The organism is Agromyces sp. NPDC060279, from assembly GCF_042726785.1.
Taxonomy (GTDB): domain Bacteria; phylum Actinomycetota; class Actinomycetes; order Actinomycetales; family Microbacteriaceae; genus Agromyces.
The window spans coordinates 333684-351004 of sequence record NZ_JBHXBK010000002.1; the positions used below are offsets into that span (position 1 = coordinate 333684).

General features: G+C 72.8%; 17 protein-coding genes. 11 read left to right on the top strand and 6 right to left on the bottom strand.

What is annotated here, in order from left to right:
* Positions 1-134: 134 nt before the first annotated feature.
* A complete protein-coding gene (locus tag ACFWE1_RS10210) occupies positions 135-1124 on the bottom strand; it encodes an asparaginase (protein ID WP_376933349.1) in 990 nt (329 codons plus the stop codon).
* On the bottom strand, positions 1124-2482 hold the full coding sequence (gene gabT, locus ACFWE1_RS10215) for a 4-aminobutyrate--2-oxoglutarate transaminase (RefSeq protein WP_376933350.1): 1359 nt from the start codon (positions 2480-2482) through the stop codon (positions 1124-1126). The genes ACFWE1_RS10210 and gabT overlap by 1 nt, the downstream gene beginning before the upstream one ends.
* Before the next feature lie 109 nt (positions 2483-2591).
* On the opposite strand from gabT, the gene ACFWE1_RS10220 reads away from it, so the two are divergent.
* A complete protein-coding gene (locus tag ACFWE1_RS10220) occupies positions 2592-3074 on the top strand; it encodes an OsmC family protein (protein WP_376933351.1) in 483 nt (160 codons plus the stop codon).
* 40 nt (positions 3075-3114) lie between these two features.
* Here the strand turns inward: ACFWE1_RS10220 and ACFWE1_RS10225 are convergent, their stop codons facing one another.
* Together ACFWE1_RS10225 and ACFWE1_RS10230 are read right to left on the bottom strand one after the other, a co-directional pair.
* Positions 3115-4029 (bottom strand): hypothetical protein, encoded by a 915-nt coding sequence (locus tag ACFWE1_RS10225; RefSeq protein WP_376933352.1) that lies wholly within the window; start codon positions 4027-4029, stop codon positions 3115-3117.
* 74 nt (positions 4030-4103) lie between these two features.
* Entirely contained in the window at positions 4104-4904 is an 801-nt protein-coding gene (locus ACFWE1_RS10230; RefSeq protein ID WP_376933353.1) for a lysophospholipid acyltransferase family protein, read from the bottom strand.
* Between the two features lie 46 nt (positions 4905-4950).
* On the opposite strand from ACFWE1_RS10230, the gene dxr reads away from it, so the two are divergent.
* The 5 genes from dxr to ACFWE1_RS10255 all read left to right on the top strand — a co-directional run bounded on the left by dxr (position 4951) and on the right by ACFWE1_RS10255 (position 9903).
* The gene (gene dxr / locus ACFWE1_RS10235; RefSeq protein WP_376933354.1) at positions 4951-6045 is read left to right on the top strand and encodes a 1-deoxy-D-xylulose-5-phosphate reductoisomerase; all 1095 of its coding nucleotides are present in this window, start codon (positions 4951-4953) and stop codon (positions 6043-6045) included.
* A gap of 45 nt (positions 6046-6090) precedes the next feature.
* Positions 6091-7416, top strand: a complete 1326-nt coding sequence (locus ACFWE1_RS10240; RefSeq protein WP_376933355.1) for a M50 family metallopeptidase — start codon at positions 6091-6093, stop codon at positions 7414-7416.
* Positions 7417-7544: 128 nt separating this feature from the next.
* A complete protein-coding gene (locus ACFWE1_RS10245; protein WP_376933356.1) occupies positions 7545-8738 on the top strand; it encodes a sensor histidine kinase in 1194 nt (397 codons plus the stop codon).
* Positions 8739-8770: 32 nt separating this feature from the next.
* Positions 8771-9445, top strand: a complete 675-nt coding sequence (locus ACFWE1_RS10250) for a response regulator (protein WP_376933502.1) — start codon at positions 8771-8773, stop codon at positions 9443-9445.
* A 155-nt stretch (positions 9446-9600) separates the two neighbouring features.
* Entirely contained in the window at positions 9601-9903 is a 303-nt protein-coding gene (locus ACFWE1_RS10255; RefSeq protein ID WP_376933357.1) for an SHOCT domain-containing protein, read from the top strand.
* A gap of 58 nt (positions 9904-9961) precedes the next feature.
* Here ACFWE1_RS10255 and ACFWE1_RS10260 read toward each other — a convergent pair whose 3' ends face one another.
* A complete protein-coding gene (locus ACFWE1_RS10260; protein ID WP_376933358.1) occupies positions 9962-11215 on the bottom strand; it encodes a low temperature requirement protein A in 1254 nt (417 codons plus the stop codon).
* A gap of 83 nt (positions 11216-11298) precedes the next feature.
* Positions 11299-12483 (bottom strand): acetyl-CoA C-acetyltransferase, encoded by a 1185-nt coding sequence (locus tag ACFWE1_RS10265; protein ID WP_376933359.1) that lies wholly within the window; start codon positions 12481-12483, stop codon positions 11299-11301.
* Positions 12484-12615: 132 nt separating this feature from the next.
* On the opposite strand from ACFWE1_RS10265, the gene ACFWE1_RS10270 reads away from it, so the two are divergent.
* The 5 genes from ACFWE1_RS10270 to ispG all read left to right on the top strand — a co-directional run bounded on the left by ACFWE1_RS10270 (position 12616) and on the right by ispG (position 17147).
* Entirely contained in the window at positions 12616-13389 is a 774-nt protein-coding gene (locus ACFWE1_RS10270; RefSeq protein ID WP_376933360.1) for a CoA transferase subunit A, read from the top strand.
* A gap of 1 nt (position 13390) precedes the next feature.
* Entirely contained in the window at positions 13391-14035 is a 645-nt protein-coding gene (locus tag ACFWE1_RS10275; RefSeq protein ID WP_376933361.1) for a CoA transferase subunit B, read from the top strand.
* Positions 14036-14097: 62 nt separating this feature from the next.
* A complete protein-coding gene (locus ACFWE1_RS10280; RefSeq protein ID WP_376933362.1) occupies positions 14098-15102 on the top strand; it encodes a YihY/virulence factor BrkB family protein in 1005 nt (334 codons plus the stop codon).
* Between the two features lie 99 nt (positions 15103-15201).
* Positions 15202-15921, top strand: coding sequence for a hypothetical protein (locus ACFWE1_RS10285; protein ID WP_376933363.1), 720 nt, complete (start codon positions 15202-15204; stop codon positions 15919-15921).
* Positions 15922-16016: 95 nt separating this feature from the next.
* Positions 16017-17147 (top strand): flavodoxin-dependent (E)-4-hydroxy-3-methylbut-2-enyl-diphosphate synthase, encoded by a 1131-nt coding sequence (gene ispG / locus ACFWE1_RS10290; protein ID WP_376933503.1) that lies wholly within the window; start codon positions 16017-16019, stop codon positions 17145-17147.
* Positions 17148-17321 lie beyond the last annotated feature (174 nt).

Here is a 17321-nt window from a genome sequence, read left to right on the forward strand (position 1 = left end):
GGTGTGGGGGGGGAGGGGGGGGGGGGGGGGGAGAGGGAGGAAAAAGGGCGCCGGAAGGGGGGGGGGGGGGGGGGGGGGGTTTGGGGGCGCCCCCCCGCACCGGTTCCGCCTGAGGGCGGCGCGAGCGGCGGCCGTCAGACGGTCGCCCGGATCTCGCCGACCGGGCGGTCGCCGCCCATGACCCAGAGATCGAGCTCCGCGCGGGCGAGATCGACGTCGTCATGGTCGAGCGCCTTCGCGTCGGCGAGCAGCCGCAGGGCGACGATCGTCGACGCGCGCGAAGAGCCGTCGAGCACCTTCAGCGCGACCGTCGTGCCGTTCGGCGCCGTCATCACCATGACGCCCTCCGCGCCGAACTTCGCGAACACGCCGAGCCGTTCGATCGCCACCGTATCGGGCTGCCCGGGACCTGCGACCGCCCACGGGTGCGCCCGCGCGGCCTCGGCCAGCTCCGCGGCCCCGCGGTAGAGCGCGAACGGCGAGCTCGTCTGGGCGGTGGTGACCTTCTGCACGCCGCGCGCGAGCCCGGTGAGGCTGATCGCGTGCACCGGCGCCCCGCAGCCGTCGACCGCGCTCGCCGCCGGGCGCTCGCCGGTCAGTCGCTCGAGCACGTCGAGGATCTTCTTCTGCAGCGGGTGCTCGGGGGAGAGGTAGCCCTCGACGGGCCAGCCGTTCTGCACGCAGGCGAGCAGCATGGCCGCGTGCTTGCCCGAGCAGGTCATGAAGATGCGCTCGGCCGAGCCGCCGGAGCGCAGCAGCTGCTCGCGCGCCGTGCGATCGCCGGGCAGCGCCGGCGGGCAGCCGAGCGCGGAACCGCTCAGGCCCTCCCGGTCGAGCAGCCCCCTCACGAGCGCCACGTGGGCGGCCGTGCCGGAGTGGCTCGCCATCGCGATGGCCGCGTCCTCGCCGCGCAGGACGACCCCGGAGGTCATCACGGCCACGGCCTGGAACGGCTTCAGCGCCGAGCGCGGGAAGACCGGCGTGCGAACGTCGCCGAGGCTGCGCAGCACCTCGCCCTCGGGGGTGAGCACGATGGCGGAACCGGCGTGCCTGGACTCGATGAAACCATTGCGTTCGACCACTGCGAGTTCGACGGAATCGGCGATGCTGAAGGTGCCGGCCATCAGCCGAGCGTCGCGAGGCCGGACTCGAGCACGCCGAGCGCGTCCTCGATGAGCTCGTCGGTCACGGCGAGGCTCGGCAGGAAGCGCAGCACGTTGCCGTAGGTGCCCGCGCTCAGCAGCAGCACGCCCTGCTGGGCGGCGTGGGCGATGAGCGCCCCGACCGCCTCGGGGTACGGCTCCTTCGTCGTGTCGCGGGTTCCGGGCCGGACGAGCTCGATCGCGATCATCGCGCCCTTGCCGCGGATGTCGCCGATGACGTCGAAGCGCTCGGCGAGCGAGCGGAGCCCCGCCGTGAGGCTCGACTCGATCCGGCGGGCCTCCGCCAGGAGGTCGTCCTCCTCGATCGCCTCGAACACGGCGACGGCCGCCGCGCAGGCGACCGGGTTGCCGCCGAAGGTGCCGCCGAGGCCGCCGGGCTGCGCCGCGTCCATGATCTCGGCGCGGCCGGTGACGGCGGCGAGCGGGAGCCCGCCGGCGATGCCCTTCGCGGAGAGCACGAGGTCGGGCTCCCAGCCGAACTGCTCGCTCGCGAAGTAGCTGCCGCTGCGGGCCATGCCCGACTGGATCTCGTCGGCGATCATGACGACGCCGTGCTCGGTGCACCAGGCCTGCAGCGCGGGGAGGAAGCCCTCGGCGGGCACCATGAAGCCGCCCTCGCCCTGGATCGGCTCGACGACGAGGCACGCCAGGTCCTCGGCGCCGACGACTTTCTCGAGATAGGCGATCGTGCGCGCAGCGGCCTGCTCGCCGCTCAGCCCGTCCCGGTACGGGTAGGAGTTCGGCGCGTGGTAGACGTCTCCCGCGAGCGGACCGAAGCCGGAGGCGTACGGGTGCGCCTTGTAGTTCATGGCCATGGTGAGGTTGGTGCGACCGTGGTAGGCGTGGTCGAGCACCGCGACGCCGCGGCGACGGGTGAACTTGCGCGCGATCTTCACGCCGTTCTCGACGGCCTCGGCGCCGGAGTTCACGAGCACGGACTTCTTCGCCCAGTCGCCCGGCGTGTGCTGGGCGAGGAGCTCGGCGACGCGCACGTACTCCTCGTACGGGGTGACGGTGAACAGGGTGTGGGTGACGTCGTGCAGCTGCGCGGTGGCCGCCTCGACGACGTGCCGCTCGGTGTGGCCGACGGTGGTGACGCCGATGCCGCCGCCGAAGTCGACGAAGCGGTTGCCGTCGACGTCGACGAGGATCGCGCCGTTGGCGCGCTCGATGTAGACCGGCAGGGCGCTCGAGACGCCCGCGGAGACGACGGCGGTGCGTCGCTCGTGCAGCGCGATCGACTTCGGGCCGGGGACGGCCGTGACGAGCTGGCGCTGCTGCGGCACCGTGTGCGAGGGTGCGATCTGGGTCTCAGTCATGATGCGCCCAAGCTTATCCCCGAGGCAGAATCGTGTGGGCGGTCCATTCGACCGCCCGACCGGGCCGCGGTCGCGCGCCCCGGTGAAGACGCGGCCGGACGGAGTCGGGATGCTGGGCGAACACCACTACGAGGTCGCGGTCGAGTGGACCGGCAACCTTGGCACCGGCACGAGCGGCTACCGCGCCTACTCGCGCCGCCACGTCGTCCGCGGCGCGGGCAAGGAGCACGAGCTCGCCGGTTCCGCCGACCGCACCTTCCACGGCGACCGCGAGCGCTGGAACCCCGAGGAGCTCCTGCTCGCCGCACTCAGCCAGTGCCACATGCTGTCGTACCTGCACGTGGCGACGAATCACGGCGTCGTCGTGCTCGGCTACGAGGACGCCGCGTCGGGCACCATGAGCGAGGACGGTCGGGGCGGTGGGGCGTTCGTCGCCGCGACGCTGCGGCCGCGGGTGACCGTCGCCGATCCCGCCATGGCCGAGCTCGCCCAGCGCCTGCACGCCGAGGCCGCGGAGAAGTGCTTCATCGCGGCATCCGTCGCCTTCCCGGTGAGCCACGAGTCGACGGTCGAGGTCGCGGGAACCGACTGAGCGCGATCGAGCGCGCTGCGCGGGAAGGCTCGAGCCGGTGTCAGTCCTCGTGCGGCGGCGCGGTCGGGATGCCGGGGGGCGGGCAGACCTGCCCGTCGACGAGCCGGCTGCACGGCGGCAGGAAGCCCGGGTAGCGCTCGCTCGTGGGGTCGCCGAACCACCGGTTCCACAGCAGCCAGAAGTTCAGGTTGCCCCAGGCCGAGCAGCCGTCGCCGCCCGCGTCGGCCGAGACGAGTGCGGCCTCGTTCGGCTGGTAGGGCGTGTAGTTGTAGAGGTTCGCGGTCGCCTGGTTCCGGATGAGCACGGTGCTGCCGCCGCACGCGGCGTCGGGGTTGTAGGAGACCGGCACCGCCCCGATCCGGTACTGCCGGTCCGGCTGCTGGGTGTACTGCCGGAACTGCCACGCCGCGTTGTAGACCTGGTTGAAGAAGCCGAAGTACTTGACGTCGCAGTCGGCGGTGTCCGGGCAGGCGTAGCCCGTCGCCCGCAGGTAGCCGTGCTCGCTCGGCCGGGTGAGCAGCGACTGCTCTTTCTGCAGCAGCACGAGCAGCGTCTTCGGGCTCACCCCGCAGGCGACGGCGGTCTTCGCGATGATGCGGCTCGCGCGCTCCTTCACCGCGCCGCGGTACTCGGCGCAGTGCCCGGGACCGGCGGCCGGCTGCGTCTGGGTCGTCTGCCGATAGTCGGCCAGGCAGGTGACGCCGGCGTCGGGGCGGCAGGGGAGCGCTTCGAGGAAGTCCTGGATCTGCTCCTCGTCGAGCGCGGTCGAGTCGAAGAAGCTGTCGTCGCTGACGATCAGGCCGGGGTCGAAGCCGGACGTGTCGACCTCGTCGATCTGCTCGGGGTTCGCCCGGACGGTGGCCGCCGGGTCGACCGTCGGGGCGCAGGCGGCGAGCAGCACGACGACGCCGGCGGCGAGCGCGGCGAGGGCGGAGAGCGGTCGGAGCCTGGTCACCCGCTCGACGCTAGCGGGTGCCGGTGCCAAGCGGCTGAGAAGCGGCGGCACGTCGCGAGCCAGGTGTTCGGAGCTCAGACCCGTTCGCGCGGGACGACCCGGTCGGCGATACGGGCGATCGCGCTCTGCGGGGGCGTCTCGTTGTAGCGGCCGGCGAGCTCCTGGCCGCTCAGGGCGTGGATCGCGGCCATGATCTCGTCGGTCGCCGCCCGCCGGGCCTTGCCGGACTCGGCGCTGCCGTGCACGGAGAGGTCGAGCGGCTCGCCGAAGCGCACCTGCACGGGCCGGATGCGCGGGAACTTGGCGCCGACCGGCTGGATCTCCTGGGTGCCGATGAGTCCGACCGGCACGACGGTCGCTCCGGTCGTGAGGGCGAGCCAGGCGACACCGGTGCGGCCCTTGTAGAGGCGGCCGTCGAGCGAGCGGGTGCCCTCCGGGTAGAGCGCGAAGGCGTTGCCGCCCTCGAGGATCCGCCGGCCGAGGTCGAGGGCCTCCTGCGCTTGAGATCCGGCGCCGCGCTCGACGCTCACGGCCCCGATCGAGCCGAAGAAGGTGCGCGAGACCCACCCCTTCACGCCCTTGCCGGTGAAGTAGTGCGACTTCGCGAGGAACTGCACGGGCCGGGGCGCGGCGAGCGGGATCACGATGCTGTCGATGAACGAGAGGTGATTGGAGGCCAGGATGACCGGACCGCGTCGGGGCACGTGCTCGCGGCCCGTGATCTTCGGCCGGTAGACGATCGCCACCAGGGGACGGAGGATGCCTCGCACGATCGTGTAGAGGGGGCCAGGGCGCTTCGGCGCAGCAGGGACGGCTTCGGCCTCGATCTCGCTCACCAGACGAGCGTAGGGCCAGCCGTATGCGGCTGTCGGCATACCCGGAACCCGGGCGGCGGCGCGTCGTCGGCCCTAGGGTGGAGGCGTGCGCAGCGTGATCATCCTCGGCTCATCCGGTTCCATCGGCACCCAGGCGCTCGACGTCATCCGCGCCAATCCCCGCCGCTTCGAGGTCGTCGGCCTCGCGGTCGGCTCCGATCGGGCGACCCTCGAACGGCAGGCCGCGGAGTTCGGGGTCGAGCACACCGCGGTCGGCATCGAGGAGGCCGTGCAGCTCGTGCGAGACGTCGACGCCGACGTCGTGCTGAACGGCATCACCGGCTCCGTCGGCCTGGGCCCGACGCTCGCGACGCTCCGGCGCGGCACGACGCTCGCGCTCGCGAACAAGGAGTCCCTCATCGTGGGCGGCGACCTCGTGACCGGGCTCGCGGCCCCCGGCCAGATCGTGCCGGTCGACTCCGAGCACTCCGCGATCGCGCAGGCGCTGCGCTCCGGTACCGACGACGAGGTGCGCCGGCTCGTGCTCACCGCGTCCGGCGGGCCGTTCCGCGGCCGGACGCGCGAGCAGCTCGAGGCGGTCACGCCCGCCGAAGCGCTCGCGCACCCGACCTGGGACATGGGGCTCGTCGTCACGACGAACTCCGCGACGCTCGTGAACAAGGGCCTCGAAGTCATCGAGGCGCATCTGCTCTTCGACGTCGACTACGAGCGGATCGACGTCGTGGTGCACCCGCAGTCCATCGTGCACTCGATGGTCGAGTTCATCGACGGCTCGACGATCGCGCAGGCCTCGCCGCCCGACATGCGGCTGCCGATCTCCCTCGGGCTCGACTGGCCGAACCGGGTGGGGGCCGTCGGCCGCCCGCTCGACTGGACGCAGGCGCAGAGCTGGACCTTCGAACCGCTCGACGACGCGGCGTTCCCCGCCGTGCGCCTCGCGAAGCAGGTGGGCCGGGCCGGAGGCGAGTACCCGGCCGTGTACAACGCCGCCAACGAACAGGCGGTGGCGGCGTTCCACGCCGGACGCATCGGCTTCCTCGACATCGTCGACACCGTGCGCGAGGTCGTCGAGCAGCACGAGGCCGCCGGCACGCTGACCCTCGAATCGCTCGCCGCGGCCGAGGCATCCGCCCGCCGCTCGGCCGACGCGAGGATCGCGCGCCGCTCAGCGGATCGATAGCCGCCGCCCAGCGGCCTCCGAGCGGATCGCAGTACGCTTCACCCCGTGGAATCCGTGCTCGCCTTCGTCATCGGCGTCGTCATCATCGTGATCGGCCTCGGCCTGTCGATCGGCCTGCACGAGATCGGGCACCTCGTGCCCGCGAAGCTCTTCAAGGTCAAGGTGACGCAGTACATGATCGGCTTCGGGCCGACCATCTTCTCCCGGCGCAAGGGCGAGACCGAGTACGGCGTGAAGGCGATCCCGCTCGGCGGCTACATCTCCATGATCGGCATGTTCCCGCCCGGCAAGAGCGGGCAGACGAAGGCGGATTCCACCGGCTTCTTCCGCGGCCTCGTGCAGGACGCCCGCGATTCCAGCGCCGAGTCGATCACCCCGGGCGACGAGGACCGCGCCTTCTACCGGCTGCCGGTGTGGAAGCGCATCATCGTCATGTTCGGCGGCCCGTTCATGAACCTGCTGCTCGCGGTGCTGTTCTTCGGCATCCTCTTCATGGGGCTCGGGATGCCGCAGCCCTCGACGACCATCGGCAGCGTGAACGCCTGCGCGCTCCCCGCCACGAGCGAGCGGCAGACGTGCGAGAGCGGCGACCCGCAGGCGCCCGGCGCCGAAGCGGGGCTGAAGCCCGGCGACCGGCTCGTGTCGATCGACGGCACCCCGATCACCAGCTGGGCCCAGTCGACGGCGCTCATCCGGGAGCACCCGAACGAGGCGATGACCTTCGTCGTCGAGCGCGACGGCGCCGAGCGCGAGCTCACCGTCACCCCCATGCTGAGCGAGCGCTACGTGCTCGACGAGCGCGGCGAGGTCGTCACCGGGGCGAACGGGCAGCCGGAGACGATCTCGGCCGGCTTCGTCGGCATTGGCGCCGCGAACCACCGCGTCGCCCAGTCGCCCGGCACGACCCTCGAAGCGGTCGGCCAGCAGATCTCCGGCGTCGCCGGCATCATCGTGAACCTGCCGCAGCGCATGATCGACGTTGCGAACGCGGCGTTCGGGCCGGGCGAGCGCGACCCCAACGGGCCGATCTCGGTCGTCGGCGTCGGCCGCGTCGCCGGCGAGATCGCGACCATCGACACCATTCCGCTCGTGGACAAGGCGGCCGGCATGATCGGCATCCTCGGTTCCCTCAACGTCGCGCTCTTCGTCTTCAACCTCATCCCGCTCCTCCCGCTCGACGGCGGGCACATCGCGGGCGCCCTGTGGGAGGCGATCCGGCGCGGCTTCGCGAAGCTCTTCCGCCGCCCCGACCCGGGCCCCGTCGACCTCGCGAAGCTCATGCCGCTCACCCTCGGCGTCGTGGTCGTCGTCGGGGCCATGAGCGCGCTGCTCATCTACGCCGACCTCGTGAAGCCGGTGACGCTGCTCTGAGCCGGCGGCAGGACGGCGCGACACGTCCGGGCCGGGCCCGGGGGTCGCGACGGCTACGCCGGCGGGAGTACGGCGGCCGTCTCCCGTGGGCGGATCCGGGCGGGACGCCACGGGGCTACCATCGGGACATGCCCATGCCCCCGTGGGACGAAGCGGCCGCGCGGCCGGGCCCGCCGCCCGCCGTCGTGCTGCTCCTGCCCGTCGTGCTCAGTCTGCTCGTGCAGGTGCCGGCGGCGATCGGCATCGCCGTCTGGACGGCCGCGCCGCCGGCGCTCGCCGCCCTGCAGATCGGCCTCGCCGCAGCCGGCGGGCTCGCCCTGCTCGGCGCCCGGCGCTGGCCCGGCCCGACGGTCGTCCTCGTCGCGCTGCTCGCGCTCGCCGCGGTGCTCACGGGGCCCGACGTCGGGCCTCCGTACCTCGCGCTCGCCTTCGCCATCGTGCTCGCGATCGTGCGCGGCGCGGCGGTCTGGGCCGCGAGCGCGGTCGGCGTCGCCTGGGTGGCCGCGGTCGCCCTGGGGCCGGTGACGGGGCACGGCTGGTCCCCGTTCCGCGTCGCCGCGACCACCGCCGGGCTCGGGCTCTGCTTCGCGATCGGCTGGTTCGCGCGCCGCCGACGGGAACGGGCGAGCGCGTTCCGCGAGGCGGTGGCCCGACGCCGGCGGACCGCGGAGGAGCGCGAGCGCGTGCGGATCGCGCGCGAGCTGCACGACGTGCTCGGCCACGCGCTCTCGCAGATCAACGTGCAGGCGAGCGTGGGACTGCACCTCATGGACCGCGACCCGGAACAGGCGCGCACCGCGCTCGCGAGCATCAAGGGCGCCTCGAAGACCGCGCTCGAGGAGGTGCGCAGCGTGCTCGGCGTGCTCCGCGAGGGCGAGGCGCCGCTCGCGCCGCAGGCGGAGCTCGCCCAGCTGCCGCGCCTCGTCGCGGAGTTCGCCGTGCCAGGCCTCGCCGCCCGGCTCGACGATCGGCTCGCGGGCGAGGTGCCGGCCCGACCCACGCAGTTCGCCGCGTACCGCATCGCGCAGGAGGCGCTCACGAACGTCGCGCGGCACGCCGAGGCGAGTCGCGTCGAACTGCGCCTCGAACGGGACGGGGACGCCTTCGTGCTCACGGTTGACGACGACGGCGTCGGGCTGCCCGCCGCGACCGTTGCGGCGACGACCGGCGCCATCGCGCTCGGCGACGGTCCGGAGGCGGGCCGGGGCATCCTCGGCATGCGCGAGCGGGCCGCGCTGCTCGGCGGCACCGTCGACTTCACGACCGCGCCGCTCGGCGGCACCCGGATCACCGCCCGCCTGCCCTGGGGAGCGCCGCGATGAGCGCGACCGTGGACGGCGAGGGGGCGCCCCCGGTGATCCGCGTCGCGCTCGCGGACGACCAGCTGCTCGTGCGCGCCGGCTTCCGCGCGCTCCTCGACGCCGAACCCGGCGTGGAGGTCGTCGCGGAGGCCGCCGGCGGCCGGGAGCTCCTCGAGCGCATCCGCGAGCGGCCGGTCGACGTCGTGCTGATGGACATCCGGATGCCGGACGGCGACGGCCTCTGGGCGACGGAGCAGATCGCCGCCGACCCGGCGCTCGCGGGCGTGCGGGTCGTCATCGTCACGACCTTCGAACTCGACGAGTACGTGGCGCGGGCGGTGCGGGCCGGGGCGAGCGGCTTCCTGGTGAAGGACACCGAGCCGGTCGACCTCATCCGCGCCGTGCGCGTCGTCGCCGCGGGCGAGGGGCTGCTCTCGCCGGGGGTGACGCGTCGGCTGCTCGAGCGGCTCTCCACGGGCCTCCGCGAGTCCCCGCGCCGGGCGGAGCTCGAGGTGCTCACCGAACGCGAGCGCGAGGTGCTGCGCCTCGTCGGGCTCGGCCTCACGAACGAGGAGATCGCGGCACGGCTCGTGCTCAGCCCGCTGACCGCGAAGACGCACGTCTCCCGCATCATGTCGAAGGTCCACGCCCGGGACCGGGTGCACCTCGTGGTGCTCGCCTACGAGACCGGGCTCGTCGCGCCGGGCTGGCAGGACCCGGCGAGCTGATCCGCCGCCGATCGGCGGAACTCGGCCGCGAGTGACTGCTCCCGGAGGAGCAGTCGAGGTGTCTCCCACCGGCGGATTCGCGGGACGCCGCCGACGAGGAGGCTCGAATCGGAGCGGCCCGCACGGGGCCGACCGGATCGCAAAGGACCCACACCATGCTCACCACCACCCTCGCAGCGGCCGTGGCCGCGCACGCCGGCCCCTGGGCCGCCGGATTCGGCTGGGTGTTCTTCCTCATCCCGCTGTTCTGGATCCTCGTCTTCGTGCTCCTGTTCGGGCTGCTCGGCCGTCGCTGGCGCCGCGCCGCCTGGGCGCAGGACGGCGGCTACGGGCCGCCCTGGGCGCGCGGGGCGAGCGCCGAGCAGACCCTCGCCGAGCGCTTCGCCAAGGGCGACATCGACGAGCAGGAGTATCGCGCCCGGCTCGAGGTGCTGCGCGCGAACCGGCCGAACGGCTGAGCACACGGATGGCGGGCGCCGCGGGCGCCCGTCGTCCGCCGCCGCGTCGGCGTCCGCTTCAGCGCTCGAGGATCTCCTCGAGCGCGCGCTGCTGGTGGCGATGGCCGACGGTCTCGTAGCCGACCACGACGACGAGCGGGGCGAGCGCCGTGATCAGGATGCCGACGGGCAGGCTCGCTCCCGTCGCGACGGCGACGGCGGCGAGCGCGAGCATCGCGAGGCTGCCGAGGTACAGGCCGACGTGGAACGGATCGAAGCGGCCGAGCAGGAACGAGTACAGGGCGAAGAGCATCGTCAGGAACACCGCGACCGGGATCACGACGGTCCCGAGCGCGGCGAGCTCGGAGATGGCGACCTCGTCGGCGATCGCGTTGGCGGCGACGTGCAGGCCCGCGCCGGTCGCCGCGAGTGCGCCGAACACGAGCATGTGCCCGTATCCCCACACGAAGGAGCGTCGCGGGAACACGGCGAGCAGTGTGCCCGACGGCATCGTGAAGTAGCTCCACCAGAGCCCGAACGCGAGCAGCACCCCGCCGAAGGCGACGATCACGGCGTCGGCCGACCAGCCCTGCTCCTCGACGACGGCGGAGATCGCGAGGATCGTGCCGAGCACGATCTCGCCGAGCGTGATGATGACGAGCAGCGAGTAGCGCTCGGCGATGTGGTGCGGATGCCACGGGGTGCTGCCACCGCCGCGCTCGGCCAGCAGCGGCACGAGCATCTCGGCGACGCCGAAGAGCACCATGAGCCAGATCGCCACCCCGAACGGCGGGTACACGAGGATCTGCACGATCCAGGCGATCTGCACGACGCCGAGGAGCCCCGCGTAGCGGAGCGCCGTGCGCCGGTACCGCGGGTCGTGCCGGGCGACGCGCAGCCAGAGGGCGATCGTGGAGACCCGCATCACGACGTAGCCCGCGATCATGATCCCGTTCTCGACGTGCGCGCCCTCCTCGATGGAGTGGAAGAACGGCGGCAGGCCGAGCGCGAGCACCAGCACGCCGAGCATCTGCACCATCGTGGCGACGCGCACGAACACGTCGTCGTTGTCGAAGGCGCTGGCGAGCCAGGAGTAGTTGATCCAGGCCCAGCAGATGGCGAAGATCGCGAGGCCGAAGGCCAGCAGGGCCGGGCCGAAGCTGCCGATGCCGAGCAGGTGCGCCGCCTGGGTGCCGGCCTGGCTGAACGCGACGACGAGGGTGAGGTCGTAGAGCAGCTCGAGCGGCGTCGCCGCCCGGTGCTGCTCCTCGGGGTCGCGGCCGACCATCCGGCGCAGCCGGTGGTCGAGCGGCGGGTGGGCGGTCGAGGTCATGCGCACATCGTCGCACGGCGGGCGGGAACGGCGACAGCCCCCGGATCGGCGGCGATCCGGGGGCTGTCGGGGTGGTCGGACGGTCAGCGGGACAGCAGCAGCGCCTCGCCCTGGCCGCCGCCGCCGCAGAGGGCGACCGCGGCCCGGCCGCCGCCTCGGCGCGAGAGCTCGAGCGCGGCGTGCAGCGCGAGCCTGGCGCCGGAGGCGCCGATCGGGTGGCCGAGGGCGATGGCGCCGCCGTGCACGTTCACCCGCTCGTGGTCGAGGCCGAGGTCGCGGGCGGACTGCAGGGAGACGGCGGCGAAGGCCTCGTTGATCTCGACGAGGTCGAGCTCCTCGGCCGTCCAGCCCTCGCGTGTGAGCGCCGCCTGGATCGCGTTCGACGGCTGGGAGTGCAGCGAGTTGTCGGGGCCGGCGACCTGTCCGGCGGCGCCGATCACGGCGAGCCAGCTGAGCCCGCGCTCCTCGGCCCAGCTGCGGCGCGCGACGACGACCGCCGCCGCGCCGTCGGACAGCGGCGAGGAGTTTCCGGCGGTGATCGTGCCCTCGGCGGCGAAGGCGGGGCGGAGCTTCGCGAGCACCTCGACGGAGGAATCCGGGCGGACGCCCTCGTCGGCGGACACGGTGACCGGCTCGCCCTTGCGCTGCGGGATCTCGACGGGCACGATCTCGTCGGTGAACACGCCCTCGCCCTGGGCGCGGCCGGCCCGCACGTGGGAGGCGGCGGCGATCTCGTCCTGCTCGGGGCGACCGATGCCGTAGCGGCCGTTGACCCGCTCGGTGGAGGCGCCCATCGACTCGTGGTCGAAGGCGTCGGTGAGCCCGTCGTGCGCGGCATGGTCGATGAGCTCGATGCTGCCGTACGTGTGCCCGGCGCGGGAGCCCGGGAGCAGGTGCGGCGCCTTCGTCATGGACTCCTGGCCGCCGGCGACGACGACGCTCGCCTCGCCGAGGCGGATCAGGCGCGCCGCGTCGGTGATCGCGACGAGGCCGGACAGGCACACCTTGTTCAGGGTCGTCGCCGGCACGTTCCACGGGATGCCCGCGGCGACGGCGGACTGCCGGGCGGGGTTCTGCCCGGCGCCGGCCTGCAGCACCTGGCCCATGATGACGGCGTCGACGTCCTCGGGGGCGACGCCGGCGCGTTCGAGCGCCCCGCGGATCGCGACCGTGCCGAGTTCGACGGCCGTGCGGCTCGCGAGGTTGCCGTTGATGCGGGCGAACGGGGTGCGGGCGCCGGCGATGATGACGACGTCTTCGGTGCTCATGGTGGGTGGACTCCTTCGTCGGGGCGCGGGCTTGCGCGACCTCACCATTCTACGGTTCAGTTAACGGTGATTCACCGGATTCGCGGCGGACGGCCCGATTCCCGGCGGTCGACGTGACGAGGAGGTCGCGACATGACGCTCGACAAGACCGTGCCCGATGCCGCGTCCGCGGTCGCCGACATCCCCGACGGCGCCTCGCTCGCCGTCGGCGGCTTCGGCCTCTGCGGCATCCCGATGGTGCTCATCGACGCGCTGCTCGCGCGCGGCTCCCGCGGGCTCGCCGTGGTGTCGAACAATTGCGGCGTCGACGACTGGGGGCTCGGCGTGCTGCTCGCCGCCGGTCGCATCCGCAAGATGACGTCCTCGTACGTGGGCGAGAACAAGGAGTTCGAACGGCAGTACCTGTCCGGTGAGCTGGAGCTCGAGCTCACCCCGCAGGGCACCCTGGCCGAGAAGCTCCGCGCCGGGGGAGCCGGCATCGCCGCCTTCTTCACGCAGACGGGGGTCGGTACACAGGTCGCCGAGGGCGGGCTGCCGCAGCGGTACGCCGCGGACGGCGGCATCGCCGTGGCCTCCGCTCCCAAGCCGGTGCAGCGCTTCGAGGTGCGCGGCGAGCCGCGCGACTTCGTGCTCGAGGAGGCCATCACGACCGACTTCGCCCTCGTGCACGCGCAGCGGGGCGACCGGCACGGCAACCTCGTCTTCGACAAGTCCGCGCGCAACTTCTCGCCGCTGGCCGCGATGGCCGGGCGGATCTGCATCGCCGAGGTCGAGGAGCTCGTCGAGCCCGGTGAGATCGACCCGGACACGGTGCACCTGCCGGGGATCTTCGTCGACCGGGTCGTCGAGGTCGGCGCCGACGTCGAGAAGCGCATCGAACGGCGCACCGTGCGAGAGGAGCACTGAGATGGCGCTCACCCGGTTGGAGATGGCCGCGCGGGCCGCGCGGGAGCTCGCCGACGGCTCCTACGTGAACCTCGGCATCGGGCTGCCGACCCTCGTGCCGAACTACGTGCCCGACGGTGTCACCGTGGTGCTGCAGTCCGAGAACGGCATCCTCGGCGTCGGCCCCTACCCGCGCGAGGACGAGGTCGACCCCGACCTCATCAACGCCGGCAAGGAGACGGTGACGGTGCTGCCCGGCGCCGCCTTCTTCGACTCGGCGACGAGCTTCGGCATGATCCGCGGCGGCAAGGTCGACGCCGCGATCCTCGGCGCGATGCAGGTGTCCGCGACGGGCGATCTCGCGAACTGGATGATCCCCGGCAAGATGGTGAAGGGCCCGGGCGGCGCGATGGACCTCGTGCACGGCGCGCGTCGGCGGATCGTGCTCATGGAGCACGTCGCGAAGGACGGCTCGCCCAAGATCGTGCGCGAGTGCTCGCTGCCGCTCACGGGGCGCGGCGTGGTCGACCGGATCATCACCGACCTCGCCGTCATCGACGTCACCCCGGCGGGCCTGCGGCTCGTGGAGCTCGCACCGGGGGTCACTGCCGAGGAGGTCGTCGCCGCGACGGAGCCGCCGCTCGACGTCACCGCCGTCGCGCACTAGCGCGGATCGGGCGCCGACGGAAGGGGCTGCGGCATCCCGCCGGGTTCCGCCAGAATCGCAGGGTGAAACGCCCAGCATCGCCCGTGCAGCTGAGCCGCGCCGCGTGGTGGGTCGCCGCCCGCCGTACGGCCCGCACCTTCTTCGAGGGCAACGGCATCGACCGCGCCGCCGCGCTCGCCTTCTTCAGCGTGCTCGCGCTCTTCCCCGCGCTGCTCGTGACCGCGTCGATCCTCGCGCTCGCCGGGCAGGAGGGCCGTGCGCTCGGCGCGGCGATCGACCTGGCGGGCGACGTGCTGCCGCGCGAGACGGTGGAGTTCCTCAGAGAGCGGCTCGGCGAGTTCGCGGTCTCGCCGGCGGCGACGCTCGGCGTGGTCACCGGCGCGGTCGTGGCGCTCTGGACCGCCTCCGCGTACGTGACGGCGTTCGGTCGAGCCATGAACGACGTGTACGGCGTCGAGGAGGGACGGCCGATCTGGAAGCTGCGCGGACTGCAGCTGCTCGTCACGGCGGGGCTCCTGGCGCTCGTCTCGGTCATCGTGCTGCTGCTCCTGCTCGGCGGCGGGATCGCCAAGGCGGTCGCCGAGGCGGTCGCCGAGCAGCTCGGCGCGGGCGACGCGGTCCAGCTCACCTGGGCGATCGTGCGCTGGCCGCTCATGTTCGCGGTGCTCGTCTGCCTCATCGCGCTGCTGTACCGGGCGACGCCGAACGTTCGGCAGCCGAGGTTCCGCTGGCTGAGCGTCGGCGCCGTCGTGGCGATCGTGGTGGTCGCGGGGGCCTCGGCGGCCTTCGCCTGGTATCTCACGGCGTTCGCCGACTACGACCGGGTCTACGGCTCGCTCGCCGGTGCCGTGGTGTTCCTGGTGTGGCTGTGGCTGGTGAACGGCGGCCTGCTCATCGGTGCCGCCTTCGACGCCGAACTCGAGCGCGCCCGCGAACTGCAGGCCGGCGCGCACGCGGAGGACCGCATCCTCCTGGAGCCGCGCGACACGAGCCGGATCGCGCGCAACGCCGAGCGGATCGCCGCCGAGCGGGAACGGGCTCGGCGGCTGCGGCGCGACGCTCCGTGAGCCGTTACCGGATCGTGCTCTCCGCTCGCTGTCCAGGGGGGATGCATCCAGCAGAATGTGATCGACGGGCGGGGGATGCCCGGAGAGGCATGGTGGGGGATGCGCCGGACACGCGCAGGAATCTTCGGGGCCGTCGTGGCGGCCGTGCTCGTGCTGGCGGGGTGCGCGGCGGAGCCGAAGCCCACGCCGATCCCGAGTCCCTCGACGACGCCGGTCGAGTCGCCGGCTCCGAGCACGACGCCGCCGCCGACGCCGAGTGCGGACCCGCTCGCCTCCGTCGACGCGCTCGTGGTGCGGCCGACGGTGCTCGAACTCCGTGCCGGCGAGCAGGTGGTCGAGACGCTCGACTACATGTCCGACCCTGGCGAGGCCGTCGCGATCCTCACCGCGCTGTTCGGCGCGCCGCCGGTCGACGAGGCCTACGACGGCGGCAACCATCGGCCCGACGGCATTTACCACGAGTGGGGCGACTTCGTCTTGGACGAGCGCTTCTACGACGAAGAGCGCCGGCAGCGTGACGGCTACGACTGGCTCGTCTGGCCGCGCTTCGCGGTGTACTTCGACGGGCCGGCCGCCGAGGGGATCGCGCTCCGTGCGCACGACGGCTCGCAGGCGGGCGAAGCGTGGGCGGCGCTCGCCGAGCGACCGTCGTTCGACCCCGAGCTCTGGGTCTGCGTCGGCACCTCGATCGAGGCGGAGACGATCGAGGTGCCCGGCGACCGAGCGGATCGCGTGAACGTCGTCGCGACGGAGAACGAGGACGACGGCACCGTGCGCTGGATCGGCGCCCCCGAGATGGAAGCGGAGGGCTGCGCCTAGTGCGACGACCGTGACGCGTCGGGAGTTCGCCGCGCTCGGCCGCGACCCAGCCGGGCGGAACTAGACTGCAAGACGTGCCTGCAGTGAATCTCGGAATGCCGAAGGTCCCCGAAGTCCTGGCCCCGCGACGCAAGTCCCGCCAGATCAAGGTGGGCAAGGTGCTCGTCGGCGGCAACGCCCCGGTGAGCGTGCAGTCGATGACCACGACGCCCACCACGAACATCAACGCGACGCTGCAGCAGATCGCCGAGCTGACCGCCTCGGGCTGCGACATCGTGCGTGTCGCGGTACCGAGCCGCGACGACGCCGAGGCGCTGCCGATCATCGCGAAGAAGAGTCAGATCCCCGTGATCGCGGACATCCACTTCCAGCCGAACTACGTGTTCGCCGCGATCGACGCCGGCTGCGCCGCGGTGCGGGTGAACCCCGGCAACATCCGCAAGTTCGACGACCGGGTCGGCGAGATCGCGGCCGCCGCGAAGGCCGCGGGCGTCTCGCTGCGCATCGGCGTGAACGCGGGGTCGCTCGATCCGAGGCTGCTCGAGAAGTACGGCAAGGCGACGCCCGAGGCGCTCGTCGAGTCGGCGGTATGGGAGGCCTCCCTCTTCGAGGAGCACGACTTCCACGACTTCAAGATCTCCGTGAAGCACAACGACCCCATCGTCATGGTGAAGGCGTACCGGCTGCTCGCCGAGCGCGGCGACTGGCCGCTGCACCTGGGCGTGACCGAAGCGGGTCCGGCGTTCCAGGGCACCATCAAGAGCGCGACGGCCTTCGGCATCCTCCTCGGCGAGGGCATCGGCGACACCATCCGCGTCTCCCTCTCGGCCCCGCCGGTCGAGGAGGTCAAGGTCGGCCTGCAGATCCTGCAGTCGCTGAACCTCCGCGAGCGCAAGCTGGAGATCGTCTCCTGCCCGTCCTGCGGGCGGGCCCAGGTCGACGTCTACACCCTCGCGAACGATGTCACCGAGGGGCTCAAGGACGTCACCGTCCCCCTTCGCGTCGCCGTGATGGGTTGCGTCGTGAACGGCCCCGGCGAGGCGCGCGAGGCCGACCTCGGCGTTGCGAGCGGCAACGGCAAGGGCCAGATCTTCGTCAAGGGCGAGGTGATCAAGACGGTCCCCGAGGCGGAGATCGTGCAGACGCTCATCGCCGAGGCCCAGCGCATCGCCGAGGAGATGGGCGGGGATGCCCCGACGGGCGCCCCGACGGTCGTCACCGTCTGACCCGCGCTCCGCGTCGAACGACCCCCACTCGGGTGCCCCGAGCTGGGGGTCGCTCCGTGTGCGCCAGGGGTGGAGAATCGGGGCACTCCCTGATCTGAGGAAACCTCACAGATCAGTACCGTGATGGCGTGAACCGGGACGCCGCGCCGGCGCCGCCTCCGCCCCGTTCCGGGA

What these genes read in the sequence shown, in the direction of transcription:
- ACFWE1_RS10210 (WP_376933349.1), bottom strand. Translation starts at nt 1,124, where the DNA reads ATGGCCGGCACCTTCAGCATCGCCGATTCCGTCGAACTCGCAGTGGTC.
- gabT (WP_376933350.1), bottom strand. Translation starts at nt 2,482, where the DNA reads ATGACTGAGACCCAGATCGCACCCTCGCACACGGTGCCGCAGCAGCGC.
- ACFWE1_RS10255 (WP_376933357.1), top strand. Translation starts at nt 9,601, where the DNA reads ATGCTCACCACCACCCTCGCAGCGGCCGTGGCCGCGCACGCCGGCCCC.
- ACFWE1_RS10285 (WP_376933363.1), top strand. Translation starts at nt 15,202, where the DNA reads ATGCGCCGGACACGCGCAGGAATCTTCGGGGCCGTCGTGGCGGCCGTG.
- ACFWE1_RS10270 (WP_376933360.1), top strand. Translation starts at nt 12,616, where the DNA reads ATGACGCTCGACAAGACCGTGCCCGATGCCGCGTCCGCGGTCGCCGAC.
- ACFWE1_RS10230 (WP_376933353.1), bottom strand. Translation starts at nt 4,904, where the DNA reads ATGCCGACAGCCGCATACGGCTGGCCCTACGCTCGTCTGGTGAGCGAG.
- ACFWE1_RS10260 (WP_376933358.1), bottom strand. Translation starts at nt 11,215, where the DNA reads ATGACCTCGACCGCCCACCCGCCGCTCGACCACCGGCTGCGCCGGATG.
- ACFWE1_RS10245 (WP_376933356.1), top strand. Translation starts at nt 7,545, where the DNA reads ATGCCCATGCCCCCGTGGGACGAAGCGGCCGCGCGGCCGGGCCCGCCG.
- ispG (WP_376933503.1), top strand. Translation starts at nt 16,017, where the DNA reads ATGCCGAAGGTCCCCGAAGTCCTGGCCCCGCGACGCAAGTCCCGCCAG.
- ACFWE1_RS10275 (WP_376933361.1), top strand. Translation starts at nt 13,391, where the DNA reads ATGGCGCTCACCCGGTTGGAGATGGCCGCGCGGGCCGCGCGGGAGCTC.
- ACFWE1_RS10265 (WP_376933359.1), bottom strand. Translation starts at nt 12,483, where the DNA reads ATGAGCACCGAAGACGTCGTCATCATCGCCGGCGCCCGCACCCCGTTC.
- ACFWE1_RS10220 (WP_376933351.1), top strand. Translation starts at nt 2,592, where the DNA reads ATGCTGGGCGAACACCACTACGAGGTCGCGGTCGAGTGGACCGGCAAC.